The 18,128-nt window shown below is 64.9% G+C and carries 17 protein-coding genes, 2 tRNA genes and 1 riboswitch; of the genes, 8 read left to right on the top strand and 11 right to left on the bottom strand.

The window, feature by feature from the left end:
• The first annotated feature begins 67 nt into the window (after nucleotides 1-67).
• Nucleotides 68-532 carry a DUF1203 domain-containing protein gene (locus J7359_RS03045; protein ID WP_209055067.1) on the top strand — a complete coding sequence of 155 codons (465 nt, stop codon included), beginning with the start codon at nucleotides 68-70 and terminating at the stop codon, nucleotides 530-532.
• 47 nt (nucleotides 533-579) lie between these two features.
• Here the strand turns inward: J7359_RS03045 and J7359_RS03040 are convergent.
• From J7359_RS03040 to J7359_RS03030, 3 genes are all read right to left on the bottom strand, one after another.
• A tRNA-Asp gene (locus J7359_RS03040) sits at nucleotides 580-656 on the bottom strand.
• Nucleotides 657-682: 26 nt separating this feature from the next.
• Nucleotides 683-759, bottom strand: a tRNA-Asp gene (locus tag J7359_RS03035).
• Between the two features lie 119 nt (nucleotides 760-878).
• Nucleotides 879-1,979 (bottom strand): anhydro-N-acetylmuramic acid kinase, encoded by a 1,101-nt coding sequence (locus J7359_RS03030; RefSeq protein WP_209055066.1) that lies wholly within the window; start codon nucleotides 1,977-1,979, stop codon nucleotides 879-881.
• 56 nt (nucleotides 1,980-2,035) lie between these two features.
• Between J7359_RS03030 and tyrS the strand changes: the two genes are divergently transcribed.
• Complete coding sequence (tyrS, locus tag J7359_RS03025; protein WP_209055065.1) at nucleotides 2,036-3,280, top strand: tyrosine--tRNA ligase; 1,245 nt, start codon at nucleotides 2,036-2,038, stop codon at nucleotides 3,278-3,280.
• Nucleotides 3,281-3,394: 114 nt separating this feature from the next.
• Nucleotides 3,395-3,544, top strand: coding sequence for a hypothetical protein (locus tag J7359_RS03020; protein ID WP_209055064.1), 150 nt, complete (start codon nucleotides 3,395-3,397; stop codon nucleotides 3,542-3,544).
• Nucleotides 3,545-3,622: 78 nt separating this feature from the next.
• Here J7359_RS03020 and J7359_RS03015 read toward each other — a convergent pair whose 3' ends face one another.
• The 6 genes from J7359_RS03015 to J7359_RS02990 all read right to left on the bottom strand — a co-directional run bounded on the left by J7359_RS03015 (nucleotide 3,623) and on the right by J7359_RS02990 (nucleotide 9,188).
• A complete protein-coding gene (locus J7359_RS03015; protein WP_209055063.1) occupies nucleotides 3,623-4,672 on the bottom strand; it encodes an SPOR domain-containing protein in 1,050 nt (349 codons plus the stop codon).
• A gap of 71 nt (nucleotides 4,673-4,743) precedes the next feature.
• Nucleotides 4,744-5,376: a uracil phosphoribosyltransferase gene (upp, locus tag J7359_RS03010; RefSeq protein ID WP_209055062.1), complete on the bottom strand. Its 633-nt coding sequence runs from the start codon at nucleotides 5,374-5,376 to the stop codon at nucleotides 4,744-4,746.
• Nucleotides 5,373-6,332: an adenosine deaminase gene (locus J7359_RS03005; protein WP_209055061.1), complete on the bottom strand. Its 960-nt coding sequence runs from the start codon at nucleotides 6,330-6,332 to the stop codon at nucleotides 5,373-5,375. Before J7359_RS03005 ends, upp begins: the two co-directional genes overlap by 4 nt.
• A complete protein-coding gene (locus tag J7359_RS03000; RefSeq protein WP_209055060.1) occupies nucleotides 6,329-7,516 on the bottom strand; it encodes a phosphopentomutase in 1,188 nt (395 codons plus the stop codon). The genes J7359_RS03005 and J7359_RS03000 overlap by 4 nt, the downstream gene beginning before the upstream one ends.
• Entirely contained in the window at nucleotides 7,513-8,796 is a 1,284-nt protein-coding gene (locus tag J7359_RS02995; RefSeq protein WP_209055059.1) for a thymidine phosphorylase, read from the bottom strand. Before J7359_RS02995 ends, J7359_RS03000 begins: the two co-directional genes overlap by 4 nt.
• Nucleotides 8,793-9,188 carry a cytidine deaminase gene (locus J7359_RS02990; RefSeq protein ID WP_209055058.1) on the bottom strand — a complete coding sequence of 132 codons (396 nt, stop codon included), beginning with the start codon at nucleotides 9,186-9,188 and terminating at the stop codon, nucleotides 8,793-8,795. Before J7359_RS02990 ends, J7359_RS02995 begins: the two co-directional genes overlap by 4 nt.
• A 130-nt stretch (nucleotides 9,189-9,318) precedes the next feature.
• On the opposite strand from J7359_RS02990, the gene J7359_RS02985 reads away from it, so the two are divergent.
• The gene (locus J7359_RS02985; RefSeq protein ID WP_209055057.1) at nucleotides 9,319-11,598 is read left to right on the top strand and encodes an NADP-dependent malic enzyme; all 2,280 of its coding nucleotides are present in this window, start codon (nucleotides 9,319-9,321) and stop codon (nucleotides 11,596-11,598) included.
• A gap of 239 nt (nucleotides 11,599-11,837) precedes the next feature.
• On the top strand, nucleotides 11,838-13,727 hold the full coding sequence (locus tag J7359_RS02980) for a propionyl-CoA synthetase (protein ID WP_209055056.1): 1,890 nt from the start codon (nucleotides 11,838-11,840) through the stop codon (nucleotides 13,725-13,727).
• A 27-nt stretch (nucleotides 13,728-13,754) separates the two neighbouring features.
• Here J7359_RS02980 and J7359_RS02975 read toward each other — a convergent pair whose 3' ends face one another.
• Both J7359_RS02975 and J7359_RS02970 read right to left on the bottom strand, forming a co-directional pair.
• Nucleotides 13,755-14,663: a DMT family transporter gene (locus tag J7359_RS02975; protein WP_209055055.1), complete on the bottom strand. Its 909-nt coding sequence runs from the start codon at nucleotides 14,661-14,663 to the stop codon at nucleotides 13,755-13,757.
• Entirely contained in the window at nucleotides 14,660-15,355 is a 696-nt protein-coding gene (locus J7359_RS02970) for an HAD family hydrolase (protein WP_209055054.1), read from the bottom strand. Before J7359_RS02970 ends, J7359_RS02975 begins: the two co-directional genes overlap by 4 nt.
• Before the next feature lie 342 nt (nucleotides 15,356-15,697).
• On the opposite strand from J7359_RS02970, the gene J7359_RS02965 reads away from it, so the two are divergent.
• The 3 genes from J7359_RS02965 (at nucleotide 15,698) to J7359_RS02955 (ending at nucleotide 17,866) form a co-directional block, all read left to right on the top strand.
• Nucleotides 15,698-16,000, top strand: coding sequence for a hypothetical protein (locus J7359_RS02965; RefSeq protein ID WP_209055053.1), 303 nt, complete (start codon nucleotides 15,698-15,700; stop codon nucleotides 15,998-16,000).
• Nucleotides 16,001-16,004: 4 nt separating this feature from the next.
• Nucleotides 16,005-16,685: an NAD-dependent deacylase gene (locus J7359_RS02960; RefSeq protein WP_209055052.1), complete on the top strand. Its 681-nt coding sequence runs from the start codon at nucleotides 16,005-16,007 to the stop codon at nucleotides 16,683-16,685.
• A 74-nt stretch (nucleotides 16,686-16,759) separates the two neighbouring features.
• Nucleotides 16,760-17,866: a hypothetical protein gene (locus J7359_RS02955; protein WP_209055051.1), complete on the top strand. Its 1,107-nt coding sequence runs from the start codon at nucleotides 16,760-16,762 to the stop codon at nucleotides 17,864-17,866.
• Nucleotides 17,867-17,901: 35 nt separating this feature from the next.
• Nucleotides 17,902-18,095: riboswitch (cobalamin riboswitch) on the top strand.
• Nucleotides 18,096-18,128: the final 33 nt, after the last annotated feature.

Raw genomic sequence — 18,128 nt, 5'->3', positions numbered from 1 at the left:
GTTCCGCGCGCCCGCGCGACCCGGAGCCCCTGCATAACCAATCGGAATACAGAACAGGAGTCCCGATATGACCATTCGTTTTCTCGCGATCAACAGCGCGACCGCGTGGGCGTTGCGAACCGGGCTTGATGCAAATGGCATGGCAGCGGAACATGCGGGTCCGTCAACCGGCACCGGCACGCCGTGTCGGCATTGCCTGCGGCAGGTTCCGCCGGGCCGCCCGTATCTGATCGCAGCGCACCGGCCCTTTTCGGGCCTGAACCCCTATACCGAAACCGGTCCGATCTTTCTGTGCGAGGACGGGTGTCCGATGGCAGGAACCGGATTTCCGAATGACATCCTGACCGCGCAGGCCCATATCGTGCGCGGCTACTGCAGCAGGGAACGCATCCTTTACGGCACCGGAGGGGTGATCGCGACCGAACACATCTCCGCGCGCTGCACCGAACTTCTTGCACGGCCCGAGGTTGCGTTCGTCCACGTCCGGTCGGCCAGCAACAACTGCTTTCTGTGCCGTGTGGAACGCGCCTGATGAGATCACGCGGCAAGCAAGCGAGCCTGCACTGAAAGGAAGGGAAATGGCGCGGTTGACGGGGCTCGAACCCGCGACCCCCGGCGTGACAGGCCGGTACTCTAACCAACTGAGCTACAACCGCGCATATATCCGGGCGAAAGGTGTAAGTGGCGCGGTTGACGGGGCTCGAACCCGCGACCCCCGGCGTGACAGGCCGGTACTCTAACCAACTGAGCTACAACCGCACACTCACCTTGCTCCGGCTGATCGCCCGCCGAAGTGAGGGGCGGTTTACGCAGTGCGCACGGTCGCGTCAAGAGAGCAGAACAAAAAATCGCGCCGTCATTTTCGCGGCGCGGAAGGCCTAGTGCGGATGGCTGATCCGACCGCCGCAACTGGGCGTCGGGACTCCGGTCGTCAGCGGACCCGAAATGGGCAATCCACGCTGGACACGCACCGCAAGCCATCCGAAGGCCTGCGCCTCCAGCATGTCGCCATCCAGCCCTGCCGCCTCGACCGGTTGCACATCCGCATCGAGCCGCTCGCGCAGCGACCGCATGATCGCCGCATTGCGCCGCCCGCCGCCGCAGACCAGCACCGTGTCCGGGGCCGACGGCAGCCATCTCCACCCCGATGCCACCGCCCCCGCCAACGCAGCCACCAGCGTCGCGGCGGCGTCGGCGTCGTCCAGATCCTGAACAGCGCGCGGCAAGTCTGCGAACTGGTCACGATCCAGGGATTTCGGCGGTGGCCGTTCGAAATAGGGATGGCGCAGGAAATCCCCCACGATACGTTCATCCGCGTGGCCTGACGCGGCCAACGCGCCGTCGGCGTCATGGGGGAGACGACGACGTGTCCGCATCAGGTCGTTGATCGGTGCGTTGGCGGGACCGGTATCAAAGGCCAGACACGCGCCGGGCGCTTCGGGCGCGGACGCGGCCGGATCGACCCAGGTGATGTTGCCCACCCCACCCAGATTGAGAAACGCAACCGGGCTGCGCGCCAACAGACCGTTTCCGGCGGCCCAGTCCGCACAGGCCCAATGGAAGAACGGTGCCAGCGGTGCACCTTCGCCGCCGCGCCGCACATCCTCGCGGCGGAAATCCCAGATCACGGGTCGCCCGGTGGCGCGCGCCAGTGCCGCACCGCTGCCTGCCTGATGCGTACCGCGACCGCGCGGATCATGGGCCAGCGTCTGGCCGTGATAGCCGATCACCTCGACCTCGGGAAATTCGCCAGCCAGCGCGGCATGGCTCGCGACCGAAATGTCGGCGGCGTCCGCCACCCCCTCATCGCCGGGCCAGCGCCCAAGCGCCGCGTGCAGCGTGGCGGATTCGTTGTCGGAATACGCCCGGAACGCGCTGCGACCAAAGCCACCGATACGAACGCCGTCGGTCTGGATCAGCGCCGCATCGACACCGTCCATAGATGTGCCAGACATCATTCCCAAGGCCCGTATCATCATGCTTTTCCTTTGCTTCCCCAGCCGGTATATCCGCCCCGATCAGAAGGAAACAGCCCATGACCCATGCCCCAAAGTCCGACTTCCTGCGCGTGATGATCGAACGCGGCTATGTCGCCGACTGCACAGATTACGAAGGGCTGGACCGGGCGCTGCTGGCCGGGCCGGTGACGGCCTATATCGGCTATGATGCGACCGCGGCATCCTTGCATGTGGGCCATCTGCTGAACATCATGATGCTGCGCTGGTTCCAGAAGACCGGCAACCGGCCGATCACGCTGATGGGCGGCGGCACCACCAAGGTCGGCGATCCGTCCTTCCGGTCCGAGGAACGGCCGCTTCTGGACGCCGCGGCGATCCAGTCGAATATCGACGGCATGGGCCAGGTCTTTGCCCGCTATCTGGACTATGGCGACGACGCGGCGCTGATGCTGAACAACGCCGAATGGCTGGACGGTCTGAACTACCTGGAATTCCTGCGCGATATCGGCCGGCATTTCAGCGTCAACCGGATGCTGAGCTTCGAGTCGGTGAAATCCCGGCTGGACCGCGAACAGTCGCTGTCCTTCCTGGAATTCAACTACATGATCCTGCAGGCTTATGATTTTCTTGAACTTCATCGCCGCTATGGCTGCCAGTTGCAGATGGGCGGATCGGATCAATGGGGCAATATCGTCAACGGGATCGACCTGACCCGGCGCGTGGACGATGCGGTGATCTGGGGGCTGACCTCGCCTTTGCTGACGACCAGCGATGGGCGCAAGATGGGCAAGTCTGCGGGCGGTGCGGTCTGGCTGAGCAGCGCGATGCTGTCGCCATACGAGTTCTGGCAGTTTTGGCGCAACACCACCGACGCCGATGTGGGCCGTTTCCTGAAGCTGTATACTGAACTGCCGGTCGAGGAATGCGACCGTCTTGGCGCGCTGCAAGGGTCCGAGATCAACGAGGCCAAGATGCGCCTTGCCAACGAGGTGACAACGCTTCTGCACGGTGCCGACGCGGCAGCCAGCGCCGAGGCGACGGCTCGCGAGGTCTTCGAACAGGGCGGTGCGGGCGGCGATCTGGAAATCGCCACCCTGCCCGCCGGGTCGCTGGACGGCGGATTGTCGGTCGTTCAGATGCTGGTCCAGACCGGCATCACCACCAGCGGCAAGGAGGCCAAGCGCCTGATCGCCGAAGGCGGGCTGCGCCTGAACAACGATCCCGTCAGCGATCCGCAACTGCCCATCGACGCGGCGCTGATCGGCGTCGGGCTGAAAGTCTCGGTCGGCCGGAAAAAGCATCGCATGGTGCGGATCGGCTAGCATCGCGCCCCTGTAACGTCTCGGTGACGCGGCGTTACGGAGGCTGGAAATGGCGTGTGGTGCCGACTAAGTGGCCGCGCGTGGAGGGGATCACTCCATGACCGGAGACAAGACATGAGCCGAGCGTCAAAGCCGCAAAGCATCGCAGATCGCAAGCGCGCCCAGGAGGCCGAAGCGGTGCTGGAACAGATGTATGCCTATTTCAGCCGAGAGGAACGGCCCCGCATCGTCGTAACCGAATTCGACGCGCAGCGCGCGGCCTGATCGCCCATCTCTGACCAGCCCGGCAAGCATCAGCAGCGTGCGCCCCCCGACGCGCCAGCGGTGATTGACGACAGCGTGTCAGCGTGCCACGGCCTTGGGATATCCGCTGTCGCGCAATCGGTTCAGCGCCTCGACCAGATCGCGCCGGTCGGTGAACGGCCCTGCCAGAATGACCCTCAGGACGCGATCACCGTCACGGTCGCGCCTCTGCGCGACGCGAAAACCCATCGCGGACAGTTTGCGGATGGCGGACACCGCGTTCCCGTCATCCGCGTATCCGCCGATCTGGACATAGCGCGCCGAGGCCGGGATCATCTCGACCGTGGGCGCCTGCGCCTGGGCTGACCTGGACGCCAGTCCGCGACCCTGCGCAGAACTTGCGACCAGTGCCGGATCGGATTTGCGGGTGGGCGAGACGGCGTTGTCTGTCCGGCGATCCACGGCAACTGACGCTGCAGCCGGCGGACCGGGCCGTTTCGTTTCCGGTCTGGCGGACGACGCGATTTCCGCGTTCTCGCGTTCGTCGCTTTTCCCGGCCTTGATGATCCGTTCTTCAGGCACCGGGGCGCGCATGCCTGCGCACAGCCCCTGCGTGACGTCGCCGCCAAGGATAGGTGCGGCGTTCCCGACCGGCTGATATCCCAGCAAGTCGCAAAGCCTGGAACTGCTGCCTGCAGCGCCGGACAGAACGCCACGCAACGCCGCCTGCTGCGCGGCAAGCTGACCCAACTCGGCTGCGACCGGATCATTGCGGCGAAGGATCGGTGGATCGCGGCGTTCCGCGACCGGCGCGGGGTCCGCGTTGAATTCCCCTTGCCGCAAGCCCGACGCAAGCGTGTCGATCAGGATATCCTCGGCAGAAGGCTGCGATTCATCCTGGGTAGAGGACAAGACACGTTCGCTGTCGGGATCCGTGCGCCGCGATGACAAGGTCGGGGGAAAACCGCAGATGGCCGCGCCGGATCTGTCCAGACGCGGAACCCATCCGCTGCCGTCGCGCAGGAAAACGCAGCCGTCGCCGTCGATATACTGGCCGCCGGCGAAATCCGGCGGCGGTTGCGGCACCGGGGCAGCCTGCCCCGTGGCCGTCAACGCCATCACCCAGACCGCACACCACGACACCCGCATCCATCCACCCGCGATTCGACCATTTGGCCCAGTCCTAGGCCAAAAGCCTGAAACACAGGTTAACGACCGGGCTATTTGGTGCCGAACATCCTGTCTCCGGCGTCGCCCAGCCCCGGGACGATATAGCCGTGATCGTCCAGGCGTTCATCCAGCGCGGCGGTCCATATCGGCACGTCGGGATGGGCCTCGCGCATTCGCGCAACACCTTCTGGTGCGGCCAGAAGGCACAGGAAACGCAGGTTTTTCGCCCCGCGCGCCTTCAGCATGTCGATGGCCGCGACCGAGGAATTGCCGGTTGCCAGCATCGGATCGACGACAATGGTCATGCGCTGATCCAACGCCGGCACCTTGCAATAATATTCGACCGGCTGCAGCGTTTCGGGATCGCGGTAAAGCCCGACGAATCCGACACGCGCCGCCGGGATCAGTTCAAGGATCCCGTCCAGCAATCCGTTGCCCGCCCGCAGGATCGAGATCAGAGCAAGCTTCTTGCCCTCCAGCGTTGGCGCCTGCATCTGGCACAGCGGGGTCTCGATGGTCGTCGTGGTCAGTTCCAGTTCGCGCGTCACCTCGTAAGCCAGAAGCAGGCTGATCTCCCGCAACAACCGCCGGAAGCTGGCGGTCGAGACCTCCTTCTGACGCATGATCGTCAGCTTGTGCTGGACCAGCGGATGGGTGATGATGGTCAGATGCGGGTCGGTCACGGGAATTCCTTTCTCAGCCTGTCGCGGGTCGGCGTATCGCAGAACGCGGCTTCGACGGCCCATCGGTTGATCTGTGCGAAGTCGTCATCGCCCCAACCGAAGGCATCGGCAAGCCGGTCGTATTCATGCCGCATGGTCGTGTGGAAGAACGGCGGGTCATCGGTCGAGACGGTCACCTTGACCCCGGCATCCGCCAGCCGTGCGATCGGATGCACCGACCAGTCAGGATACAACCCCAACGCCACGTTCGAGCCGGGGCAGACCTCCAGCACGGTGCCGCACGCAACCAGATCCCGGACCAGCGCGTCATCCTCGATCGCGCGGACGCCGTGTCCCAGCCGCGTCACGCCCAGATCCAAAGCCTGCCGGATGCTTTCTGGCCCGCCCCATTCGCCGGCATGGCAGGTCAGGCCCAGTCCCGCCTCGCGCGCGCAATCGAAACTCCACCGATAATCGGTCGCCTTTCCAACGGCCTCCGCGCCACCCATGCCAAATCCGGTGATCCAGTTCCCGGCGGTTTCCGCCGCGCACAACGCCGACGCCTTGGCACGATCAGGTCCGAAATGCCGGATGCAGGTGACGATGCCACGGCTGTCGATGCCGTGGGCGCGCATCTGATCTGCGACCTCGACCATCGCTGCCAGATAGTCGCGCCAAGCGGTCAGATCGCCACCGCCACAAAATTCCGGAGAGACGAAAAGCTCGGTATAGATCACGCCCTGCTCGGCACTGCGTTCCAGCACGTCGCGCAGCAGCCGCGCATAGTCGCGCGGAGTCTGCAACACGCTTGTCGCGGCCTCATAGACCCGCAGGAAATCGTCGAAACCGTCATAGGCATAATGTCCGCGCGCGTCGAAGATCCTCGACAGATCGGCATGTTTTTCCGCGGCCAACGCACGGACCAGATCCGGCGGCGCCGCGCCTTCCAGATGAAGATGAAGTTCTATCTTGTTCAAATAAAAGACTTTCCATTTTGCGGCGCGGGCAGTTCCAGATGCGCCATGATCGAAGCGCCGATATCGCTGAAGCCGACCAGCCCGATCCCCCGCGCCCCAAGGCCGAAGCCCAGCACCGGCACCCGTTCGCGCGTGTGGTCGGTGCCGGTCCAGGATGGATCGTTGCCGTGATCAGCAGTGAAGATCGCCAGATCGCCCGGCCCAAGCAAGTCCATGAACCGGCCCGCCACGCTGTCGAACCATTCCAGCTGTGTGGCGTAGCCGGGAATGTCGCGGCGATGGCCGAAATTGGTGTCAAATTCGACGAAATTGGCAAATGTCAGGCTGCCGCGTTCGGCCTCGCGCCCCAATCGCAGAAGGTGATCGGCCAGATCGGCGTCGGACTTTCCCTTGTGCAGATGCGTGATGCCACGATGGCTGAAAATATCGCCGATCTTGCCGACGGCATGCGTCACGCGCCCGGCGCCGGCAGCAATGTCCAGAATCGTGTCCGCGGGCGGTGCGATGGCGAAGTCGCGGCGATGGGGCGTGCGGCTGAATTCGCCCGGTCGTTCACCCAGGAACGGCCGCGCGATGACGCGGCCCACGCGCATCTGATGCAACATCGGCGCCAGCCCCTCGCACAGCGCGATCAGGCGATCCAGGCCGAAATGATCCTGATGTGCGGCGATCTGCAGCACGCTATCGACCGAAGTATAGCAGATCGGCCAGCCGGTCCTGAGATGTTCGGCCCCGAAATCCTCGATCACCTGGGTTCCCGATGCATGGCAATTGCCCAGAATGCCCTGGGTTCCGGCCAGTTCGCAGATGCGCGCAGTCACCGCGTCGGGAAAGGCCGGGACGGTCTTCGGAAAACAGGTCCATTCCCACGGCACCGGCACGCCGGCGATTTCCCAATGACCGGATGGCGTATCCTTGCCGGGCGAAATCTCTGTCGCGCCGCCCCATAACCCTTCTGCGGCCGCCGTCAGCCCCGGCGCGTCCAGCCCCGAGGCAAGCCGGATCGCCGCGCCAAGTCCCAGACGATCCAGATTGGGCAGGTGCAGTGTCTGCGCCTGGGCGATGTGGCCGACGGTATTCGCGCCGGTATCGGGCGTATCATTGTTGAAAAACTGCCCGGCATCCGGCGCCCCGCCGATGCCGACACTGTCCATGACGATCAGGAAGGCGCGGTTTCGGGTCATGCACTGATCCTGTCACGGACCAGCGGACCCGCCACGGCGGGTTCACCAATCCTGTAGGCGGCCTGCACGGCGGCAATGGCGATACCCGCAGCAGTCTCGTCGGCGGCATGAACCATCGCCACGGGCCTGTCCGATCCGACCGGTTCGCCCAACTTGGCCAACGCGCTCAGACCCACGCGATGATCGATCCTTTCACCAGCGCGGACCCGCCCGCCGCCAAGCGCGACAATGGCGTGTCCCAGCGCGGTCACGTCGATCCCCGCGACCGCGCCCTGCCCGACCGGAACCGGACGAATGACAGGGGCTGTTTCAAGATACGCGTCGGGCCGGTCCAGCAGGTCGTGCGGCCCGCCCTGCGCGGCAACCATCAGACCAAAGGTCTCGGCCGCCGCGCCCGACTCGATCAGGCCTGCAAGACCATCCGGGTCCCGGCCGACCAGACGCAGACATTCGGCCGCCAGTTCCAGCGTCAGATCGCGCAGCGCGCCGCCTTCGCCGCGAAGGACGCGGATCGCCTCGGCGACTTCCAGCGCATTTCCGGCGCTGCGCGCCAGCGGCTGGTCCATGTCCGAAATCAGCGCCGAGCTGCGGCAGCCCGCGCCATTCGCGGTCTGCACCAATGCGCGTGCCAGCCGGTCGCTGCTGTCGGGCTTCTTCAGGAAGGCACCCGACCCCGCCTTAACGTCCAGCACCAGCGCATCCAGCCCCGCCGCCAGCTTTTTCGACAGGATCGAGGCGGTGATCAGGTCGATCGATTCGACCGTGGCCGATTCGTCCCGGATCGCATAAAGTCGGCGATCCGCAGGCGCGAAATCGGCGGTCGCAGCAACGATCGCACAACCGACGTTTTCAACAATCCGGCGAAACTGTTCCTCGGATTGATCGCAAATATAGCCCGGGATCGCTTCCAGCTTGTCCAGCGTGCCGCCGGTGTGACCCAGCCCCCGCCCCGAGATCATCGGCACATAGACCCCGCCTGCCGCCAGAAGCGGCGCCAGGATCAGGCTGACCGTGTCTCCGATGCCGCCGGTCGAATGCTTGTCCAGCACCGGACCCGGCAGTTCCCAGCGCATCACATGACCGGAATCCCGCATCGCGCGGGTCAGCGCCACGCGGCCGTTGTCGCCCGCACCCCGCGTCAGCACCGCCATCGCAAAGGCGCCCGCCTGCGCATCGCTGACCGACCCGTCGGCCAGCCCCTGCGCGATCAGCGACGCGCCCGGCCCGTCCAGACCCCGGCCATCGCGAATGGCCGCTATGACCGCGCGCGGATCTGTCATTCGGCCTTGCTCATATGGCCTGCGTCGAAGCGGCCGGGCAGCAATTCACCGATCGTCGTCGCCAGGGTCGCACCATCGATCGTCGCCAGCAGAACCGGCGTGTCATGACGCCCGAACTCGGCCAGCTTCTGCCGGCACCCCCCGCAGGGAGGAACCGGAGACGGGCTGTCCGCGATCACCACCACCTCGACCAGTTCGGTCTCGCCCGCCGCGACCATGGCGGCAATCGCCCCAGCCTCGGCGCAGGTGCCTTCCGGATAGGCCACGTTTTCGACATTGCAGCCGCGATAGATGGCGCCGGACGGGCCGCGCACCGCCGCCCCGACCTTGAACCGCGAATAGGGCACATAGGCCATTTCGCGAACCTCTCGCGCCGCATCCAGAAGTGACATGGCTTACCCTCTTTCCGGTCGATGATGGCAGTTTTGCGCCTTGGGCGGCACCAACGCAAGCCGAAGCCGCCTGTTCCTTGTCCAAGAAATGGTTTAACGGTGAACTAAATTCCCAGACGGAGGGGCAAGGATGGAAGATCGCAGGCAGGACAACGCGCGTCAGGCGGCACTGGATTATCACGAATTTCCGCGGCCCGGCAAACTCGAGATCCGGGCGACGAAGCCGCTGGCGAATGGACGCGATCTCAGCCGCGCCTATTCACCGGGCGTCGCCGAAGCCTGCCTGGAAATCAAGGCCGATCCGGCAACCGCCAGCCGCTATACCGCGCGCGGAAACCTGGTCGCCGTGGTGTCGAACGGCACAGCCGTGCTTGGCCTGGGCAATATCGGCGCCGCCGCCTCCAAGCCGGTGATGGAGGGCAAGGCGGTCCTGTTCAAGAAGTTCGCGAATATCGACTGCTTCGACATCGAGGTGGACCAGTCCGATCCCGAGAAACTTGCCGATATCGTCTGCGCGCTGGAACCGACCTTCGGTGCGATCAATCTGGAAGACATCAAGGCGCCAGACTGTTTCATCGTCGAGAAGCTGTGCCGCGAACGGATGAACATCCCGGTCTTTCACGACGACCAGCACGGCACCGCTATCGTCGTCGGCGCCGCCGCCACGAACGCGCTGCGCGTGGCTGGCAAGACGTTCGAGGATATCAAGGTCGTCTCGACCGGCGGCGGGGCGGCTGGAATCGCCTGCCTGAACATGCTGCTGAAGCTGGGCGTCAAGCGAGAGAATGTCTGGCTGTGCGACATTCACGGGCTGGTGCATGAAGGCCGGGTCGAAGACATGAACCCGCAGAAGTCCGAGTTCGCGCAAGCCAGCGACCTGCGGACCCTGACCGAGGTGATCGGCGGTGCGGACCTGTTCCTTGGGCTTTCGGGACCGGGGGTACTGAAGCCCGAAATGGTCCAGAAAATGGCCGAACGTCCGATCATCTTCGCGCTTGCCAATCCCACGCCGGAAATCCTGCCCGACGATGTGCGCAGCGTCGCGCCCGATGCGATCATCGCCACCGGCCGCAGCGACTTTCCGAACCAGGTCAACAATGTTCTGTGTTTCCCGTTCATCTTCCGTGGCGCCCTGGATGTCGGCGCAACGACCATCAACGACGAGATGGAGATCGCCTGCGTCGAAGGCATCGCGGCCCTGGCGCGCGCCACCACCGCCGCCGAGGCCGCCGCGGCCTATCGCGGCGAGACGCTGACTTTCGGGGCTGATTACCTGATCCCCAAACCGTTCGATCCGCGTCTTGTCGGCATCGTGTCCAGCTCGGTCGCGCGCGCGGCGATGGAATCGGGCGTAGCGACCCGCCCGATCAAGGATCTGGACGCCTACAAGCGCAATCTGGACGGGTCGGTCTTCCGTTCGGCGCTGATCATGCGCCCGGTCTTCGAAGCAGCGGCCACGTCGCAGCGCCGGCTGGTCTTCGCCGAAGGCGAGGACGAACGCGTGCTGCGCGCCGCCAACGCGATGCTGGAAGAGACAACCGACGTGCCGATCCTGATCGGCCGTCCCGATGTCATCTCGACCCGCGCCGAACGCGCCGGACTGCCGATCCGTCCCGACAAGGATTTCGAGATCGTGAACCCCGAGAACGATCCCCGCTATCGCGATTATTGGGAGACATATCACCAACTGATGGCGCGGCGCGGCGTCAGCCCAGACATCGCCCGGGCGATCATGCGCACCAACACCACCGCCATCGCCGCCGTGATGGTTCACCGGGGCGAGGCCGACAGCCTGATCTGCGGCACGTTCGGCCAGTATAATTGGCATCTGCAATATATCAGCCAGGTGCTTGCACGCGGCGGGCTGCATCCGGTCGGCGCCTTGTCGATGATCATTCTTGAAGACGGGCCGTTGTTTATTGCCGACACGCAGTGCCACAACGACCCCACGCCAGAAGAGATCATGGAAACCGTGCTGGGTGCCGCGCGCCATGTCCGCCGCTTCGGCCTGACGCCCAAGATCGCGCTGTGCGCCCATTCGCAGTTCGGCAACCTCGACACCTATACGGGCCGCAAGATGCGCGATGCGCTGGCGCTGCTGGACGCGCGCGAGCCGGACTTCATGTATGACGGCGAAATGCACGTCGATGCGGCGCTGGACCCTGCACTGCGCGAACGGATCTTCCCCGGCTCGCGGCTGGAAGGTGCGGCGAATGTTTTGGTCTTCCCGGGCACGGACGCCGCATCGGGTGTGCGCAACGCGCTGAAGATGCGCGCCAATGGTCTGGAAGTCGGCCCGATCCTGATGGGAATGGGCAACCGCGCCCATATCGTGACACCGTCGATCACGACGCGCGGTCTCTTGAACATGAGCGTGCTGGCAGGAACCCCCGTCGCCCATTACAGTTGACCCACGTCAGAAGCGGCGCGAGCGAATCACCCACGCCGCTTCTGACACGCGATCACGGGTGTTTTTGCAAACTCCGGCGCGGCGCGAAGCCGATTTTGCAGCGCCGCGCTGTTTGCAAACTTTGCCCGGCATGTTTAGCGAATTTTCGTCGCGGCCCCGTTTCCGATCCCGCTAACACTGTTGCGCGACGGCCTGACCGCCCCGTAACACTTCGGGCAGCGTCAAGGAGGGGGCATAAGATGGCATACAGCGACATCTATGACGGCTGGAAATCCGATCCGGAAGGTTTCTGGATGCAGGCCGCGGACAGGATCGACTGGGACAGCCCCCCCAGCAGGGCCTATTTCGATCAGGGGCCGGTGGGCGAATGGTTTGCCGACGGCATGGTGAATACCTGCTGGAACGCGGTCGATCGCCATGTCGAGGCCGGGCGCGGCGATCAGCTGGCGATCATCCATGACAGCCCGATCACCCACTCAACCCGCGGCATCACCTTTCGCGAATTGCAGTCACGCGTGGCCAGCCTTGCCGGCGCGCTGCGCGCCAAGGGTATCGAAAAGGGCGACCGCGTGATCATCTACATGCCGATGATCCCCGAGGCGCTGGAGGCGATGCTGGCCTGTGCCCGGCTGGGGGCGATCCACTCGGTCGTGTTCGGCGGCTTTGCCGCGCATGAACTGGCCGTCCGGATCGACGACGCACAGCCCAAGGCGATCATTGCAGCGTCCTGCGGGCTGGAGCCGGGACGGGTGATCCACTACAAGCCGTTGCTGGACGCCGCCATCGACGAGGCCAGGCACAAGCCCGATTTCTGCGTCATCTTTCAGCGGGAACAGGAAGTCGCCGGGCTGACACCGGGCCGCGATGTGGCCTGGCACGAATTCCAGCACGGCGTCGCCCCCGCAAATTGCGTGCCGGTCGAAGGCAACCACCCGGCCTATGTCCTTTATACGTCCGGCACGACCGGCCAGCCGAAAGGCGTGATCCGCCACACTGCCGGCCATCTGGTCGCGCTGAACTGGACGATGAGGAGCATCTACGGCGTCGATGCCGGCGATGTCTTCTGGGCGGCGTCCGATGTCGGCTGGGTCGTGGGCCACAGCTATATCTGCTATGGCCCGCTGATCGCGGGTGCCACCACCATCGTTTTCGAGGGAAAACCCGTCGGCACACCCGATGCCGGCACGTTCTGGCGGGTGATCCAGGATCATGGGGTGAAATCCTTCTTTACCGCGCCGACCGCGATCCGCGCCGTCAAGCGCGAGGATCCGAAGGGTGAACTGATCCGGGACTATGATCTGTCCAGCCTGCAGGCGGTATTCCTGGCCGGGGAACGCGCCGATCCGGACACGATCCAGTGGCTGGAAGATCAGCTGCATCTGCCGGTGATCGATCACTGGTGGCAAACCGAAACGGGCTGGGCCATCGCCGCCAATCCGTTCGGGATCGAAAAGATGCCGATCAAGAAAGGCAGCCCTTCGGTCGCGATGCCCGGCTATGACGTGCAGGTTCTGGACGAGGCCGGGCATCCGGTCGAACCCGGAACGCTTGGCGCCATCGCGATCAGGCTGCCGCTGCCGCCGGGCACGCTGCCCTCGCTGTGGAACGCCGAAGACCGGTTCCGCAGGGCCTATCTGGACCACTTTCCCGGTTACTACGAAACCGGCGATGCGGGCTATGTCGACAAGGACGGGTATCTTTACATCATGGCGCGCACCGACGACGTCATCAATGTCGCCGGGCACCGCCTGTCCACCGGCGCGATGGAAGAGGTGCTGTCGGGTCATCCGGCCGTCGCCGAGTGCGCGGTCATCGGCGTCGCGGACAGCCTGAAGGGACAGACGCCGCTGGGATTCCTGTGTCTCAAGAAAGGCGTGGAAACGCCCGACGACCAGGTGCTGCGCGAGGTCGTCGCCCGCGTGCGCGACCAGATCGGTCCGGTCGCGGCCTTCAAGCTGGCCTGCGTGGTGGACCGTCTGCCCAAGACCCGGTCGGGCAAGATCCTGCGCGCCACGATGGTCAAGATCGCGGATGGCGAGGATTTCAGGACACCCGCCACGATCGACGACCCGGCGATCCTGGACGAGATCAGGACCGCATTGAAGGGCATCGGCTATCCGAAAGCCTGAGACCGGCGCACTGCCCGCCCGCGCGCCTCAGCCCGGTCGGGTCAGGCTGCCGGCGGGTGTGCGGCGCGGTCGGCGGCGCAGCCTTGCCTCGCGCCACATCGCATAGCCCCCGGCGAACGCGATGATCGCCGCCCCGGCCAAAGTCCAGCCATCCGGTCTTTCGGAAAAGACAAGCACACCCAGGATGATCGCAAAGATCAGACGCGAATAGCGGAACGGTGCGATCGCGCCGATCTCGCCGATCCGTGTGGCGATCACCATGGTCATGTATCCCAGCAACCCGAACCCCAGCGAGACAGCCATCATCCCGGCTTCGACCGGGTTCGGCATCACCATGCTTTGCCCGCCGATCAGGACCAGAACCGCGCCTGCCACGGACATCGCCCCAAAGGCCGAAGCGGTCAGCAACCCCGAGCCGATCCGTGCGGGCAGTTGCCGCGTCACCAGATCGCGCACCGCCAGCGCGACCACCGCCACCAGGGCCAGAACCGACCCTGGCTGAAAGGCATCGGTGCCGGGCCGCACGATCATCATCACGCCAATGAGCCCGACGATGATCGAACTCCAGCGGCGCCAGCCCACAGGTTCGCCCAGCACCAGCGCGGCCCCCAATGTCATCAGCAGCGGCAGTGCCTGCAGGATCGCCGATGCGATGCTGAGATCACCGACCGACAAAGCGGTCAGAAAGCAGACGCCGCAGATCGCCTCGGACAGGTTGCGCAGCATGACGCCGCGATGCAGCAGGTCGCGCCAGCGCAGACCTTCCGTACTGTGCGCCACCCAGGCTCCGAACACCACCATCCCGGCAAAGCCGATCACCAGCAGCAACTGCCCGATCGAGATACCGCGCGACAGCAGCTTCAGCAGCGCATCCTCGCACGCGAAGGCGGCCATCCCCAGCGTCATCAGGGCGGCGGCGCGGGCATTGGGCGTCATGCGCCGTCCTCCACCCTTGCGACCAGCTGCGGCAGGTTGGCAATCGCGTCCAGATGATGCAGCCGCGGATGATCCGACGCCTCGGCCTGTTCGGCCAGCCAGGTCAGATCATGCGGAATGAAGACGCCGTGCCCGCCCAGTTCGACCACCGGCAGCACATCGCTGCGCATCGAATTACCGGCCATCATGAACCTGTCAGGCGCAACGCCGTGACGCGACAGAACGCGGGCATAGGCCTCGGGCGTCTTGTCGGCAAGAATCTCGACCGCGTGGAAACGCTCGGCCAGACCCGATGCGGCGATCTTGCGTTCCTGGTCCATCAGATCGCCCTTTGTGATCAGGAACAGTCGGCGCCCGTCCAGACCCGCAAGCGCGTCCTCGACCCCCTCGATCAGATGAACCGGGTGGGCCAGCATATCCTGGCCCAGTTCAAGGATGCGAGCGATGGCGCGGCCATCGATCCGGGCATCCGTCAGTTCGATTGCGGTCTGCACCATCGACAGCATGAAGCCCTTGATGCCGTATCCGTAACGCTGAAGGTTGCGCCGCTCGGTTTCGTAAAGCCGACTTGCCACGGTGTCGGGATCGCAGTGATCGGCAAGCAGCGCCGCGAACTCGGCTTCCGTGAGGCGGAAGAAGGTCTCGTTCTCCCACAGCGTGTCGTCGGCATCCAGCCCGATCGCGTCGATCATCGTCCCCTCCTGCGTCCAGATGCCGCAGCACCCGCGGCAAGGCGCACCGAGATCATGGCGCGTCGCGGTTGTCAAATGCGCCAGGCCACAGCGCATCCGCGACGACAGCCGTCGGCAGGGCCTTGATCCCGCGTCGAATATTGTTCCGGCGACGGGGCTCGCCCTGCCGGTCGCTGACCGCCGCGCCGTGCCGGTTCGGACAATCACGGACGCTCTCATCACGGTGATTGAGCGAGCTTAACGTTTTTGCTATGACTTGGGACTATGAAGAGGGCATCGAGACCGGTCCAACCGGCACCCCTCTCGCAGAGGATAGGTTCAGGAACCCCGAGGAGACAGTCCATGCTGAATCGCATCGTGATCGCGGCCGCCGCCGTGATGATGACCGCTCCGCTGGCCATGGCCGGCCCCATCGACAGTGCATGCATCAGATCCGACCGCGCGCGCGGCAACGCCCCGCTGTGCGGTTGCATCCAGCAGGTCGCCAACCAGTCGCTGTCGCGTTCCGATCAGCGCCGCGCGGCCGATTTCTTCCGCGACCCGCATCAGGCGCAGGTCGTGCGCATGTCGAAAAGCAACGCCGACAACGCATTCTGGGCGCGCTACAAGAAATTCGCAGGCGCGGCCGAGGCATATTGCCGCTGAGTGAATGCACATCACCGTCCTGACAGGCGCAGGCATTTCCGCCGAAAGCGGGCTTGCCACGTTTCGCGCCAGCGACGGGCTGTGGGAACAAAACCGGATCGAGGATGTCGCCACCCCCGAGGCCTTTGCCCGGGACCCTGATCTGGTGCATGGCTTTTACAATGCCCGTCGGGCCAGGGCCGTCGCCGCGCATCCGAACCCGGCCCACCGCGCGCTTGTCGAACTGGCACGCCATCACGATCTGACCCTGGTCACGCAGAATGTCGATGACCTGCATGAACGCGCGGGCAGCCCCGACGTGATACACATGCATGGCAGCCTGCGCCGCGCGCTGTGCGCGGCCTGCGAACATCGCTGGGACGCACCTGCGGCGATGTCGGTAACCGATCCGTGCCCGCGCTGCAACAAACCCGCGACGCGGCCCGACATCGTCTGGTTCGGCGAGATGCCCTATCACATGGAACGGATCTGGCAGGCGCTTGAGGCGGCCGACATCTTCGCGGCCATCGGCACCTCGGGCAATGTCTATCCTGCGGCGGGATTTGCGCAGCACGCGGGCAGGATGGGCGCGGAATGTCTGGAGTTCAATCTGGACGACAGCGCAAACGCCCGCGATTTCGACCGCCGCATTCATGGCCCGGCTTCGGCAACGGTGCCGGAATGGGTGAACGCGATCTGCCGCTGACGCGGGACGCGCCGTCACGCGGCTTTCATGATAGGATCGCAAGATCACCCTGTTGCGACCGATGAGGCCCTGTCATGAAACTCGCCGTCTGGAATCTGGAATGGCTGAACGACATGGTGACGACCGACGATCAGGGTCGACCGGTCCTGAAGCCGGGCGATGCGCGGGTGCGCGGACCCAAGCCACCCTGGCAGACCGAAAACCCGACCGTGGCCGAACGCAGCGCGCTGATCGCCGAGGGGCTGGCCGATCTGGATGCCGACGCCATCGTGGTGGTCGAGGGGCCGAATCTGACCGCCGAACTGCAGGCGATCTTCGACGCGCTGGCGCCGGGAGAATGGCTTTGCCATGTGCAGCGATCCCGTTATCAGTCGCGGCCCGGCGCGGACGGCCGCCGTCTGGGATCGGCGCAATGCGTGGGTATCGCGCTGCGCACCGATCGCGGCCTGTTCGCTGATCCGCCTGCGATCTTCTGGGACAGCGAGGATGCGGCCTCCGGCAGCATCCACGCAGCGTCGGAGCCGTTCTTCCTGGATATCGAAGAAGATGGCGTCTTCGAATGGTTCCGCTATGAGCGGCGTCCGCTGTATGTCGAGATCCGGCCCGCCAATGGTCGCCCGTTCCGCGTGCTGGGGCTGCACCTGAAATCCAAAGGGATCTTTCAGGCCTATGAATGGTCGAAATGGTGGCAACTGGCCGACGCGAACCGCCGCCGACTGCTGGCACAGTGCCGCCATATCCGGACACATTTCCTGGACCCCTATTTGACCGAGGCCGAAACCTCGGGGATACCGCTGGTCGTCTGCGGCGACATCAATGACGGCCCGGGCTTCGATACGTCCGAGATGCGCCTGCTGGCATCGGGTGTCGAGACGCTGATGGGATCGGTCTGGAAGCCCGTGCTGACACTTGGCAACGCGCTGTACGACAGCCTGCCGGTCAAGGATCGCGACGGCCTGGATTTCAGCGACCTCAGCACCACGCGCTTTCCCGATCCGATCTTCAACGACACTCATCACCGGGTCTGGATCGACCATATCCTGTATTCTCGCAACGCGCCGGCCGGCTGGGTCACCGGGGCCGCGATCCCGCGCGAGACGGCGGCGGGGACCGAATACTGGAAGATCAGCGACCATTTCCCGGTCATCGCGCGCATCAATCTGCCCGCTCCGATCGCATAAGCGCTGTTACTCCTTGCGCGAATCCAGAGGCTGGGTTAACCCCGCCCTGCCTCGGTTCCGGGCCATGCCCGGTGAAAAGGGAATGCGGTGCAACTCCGCAGCTGCCCCCGCAACTGTCAGCGGCGAGCGAGGCCGGAAAATGCCACTGTCCGCATCCGCGCGGATGGGAAGGTCCGGCCAAGCCATGACCCGCGAAGTCAGGAGACCTGCCGAAGGCGATCACCCTGAGTGCATGCGTGGGGCATGTGCGAAGCGGATCTTC

It is taken from the genome of Paracoccus sp. R12_2 (assembly GCF_017744015.1).
Lineage (GTDB): Bacteria > Pseudomonadota > Alphaproteobacteria > Rhodobacterales > Rhodobacteraceae > Paracoccus.
Note: the sequence above shows the minus strand (reverse complement) of the source record. Positions and strands in the feature narration are given on the sequence as shown.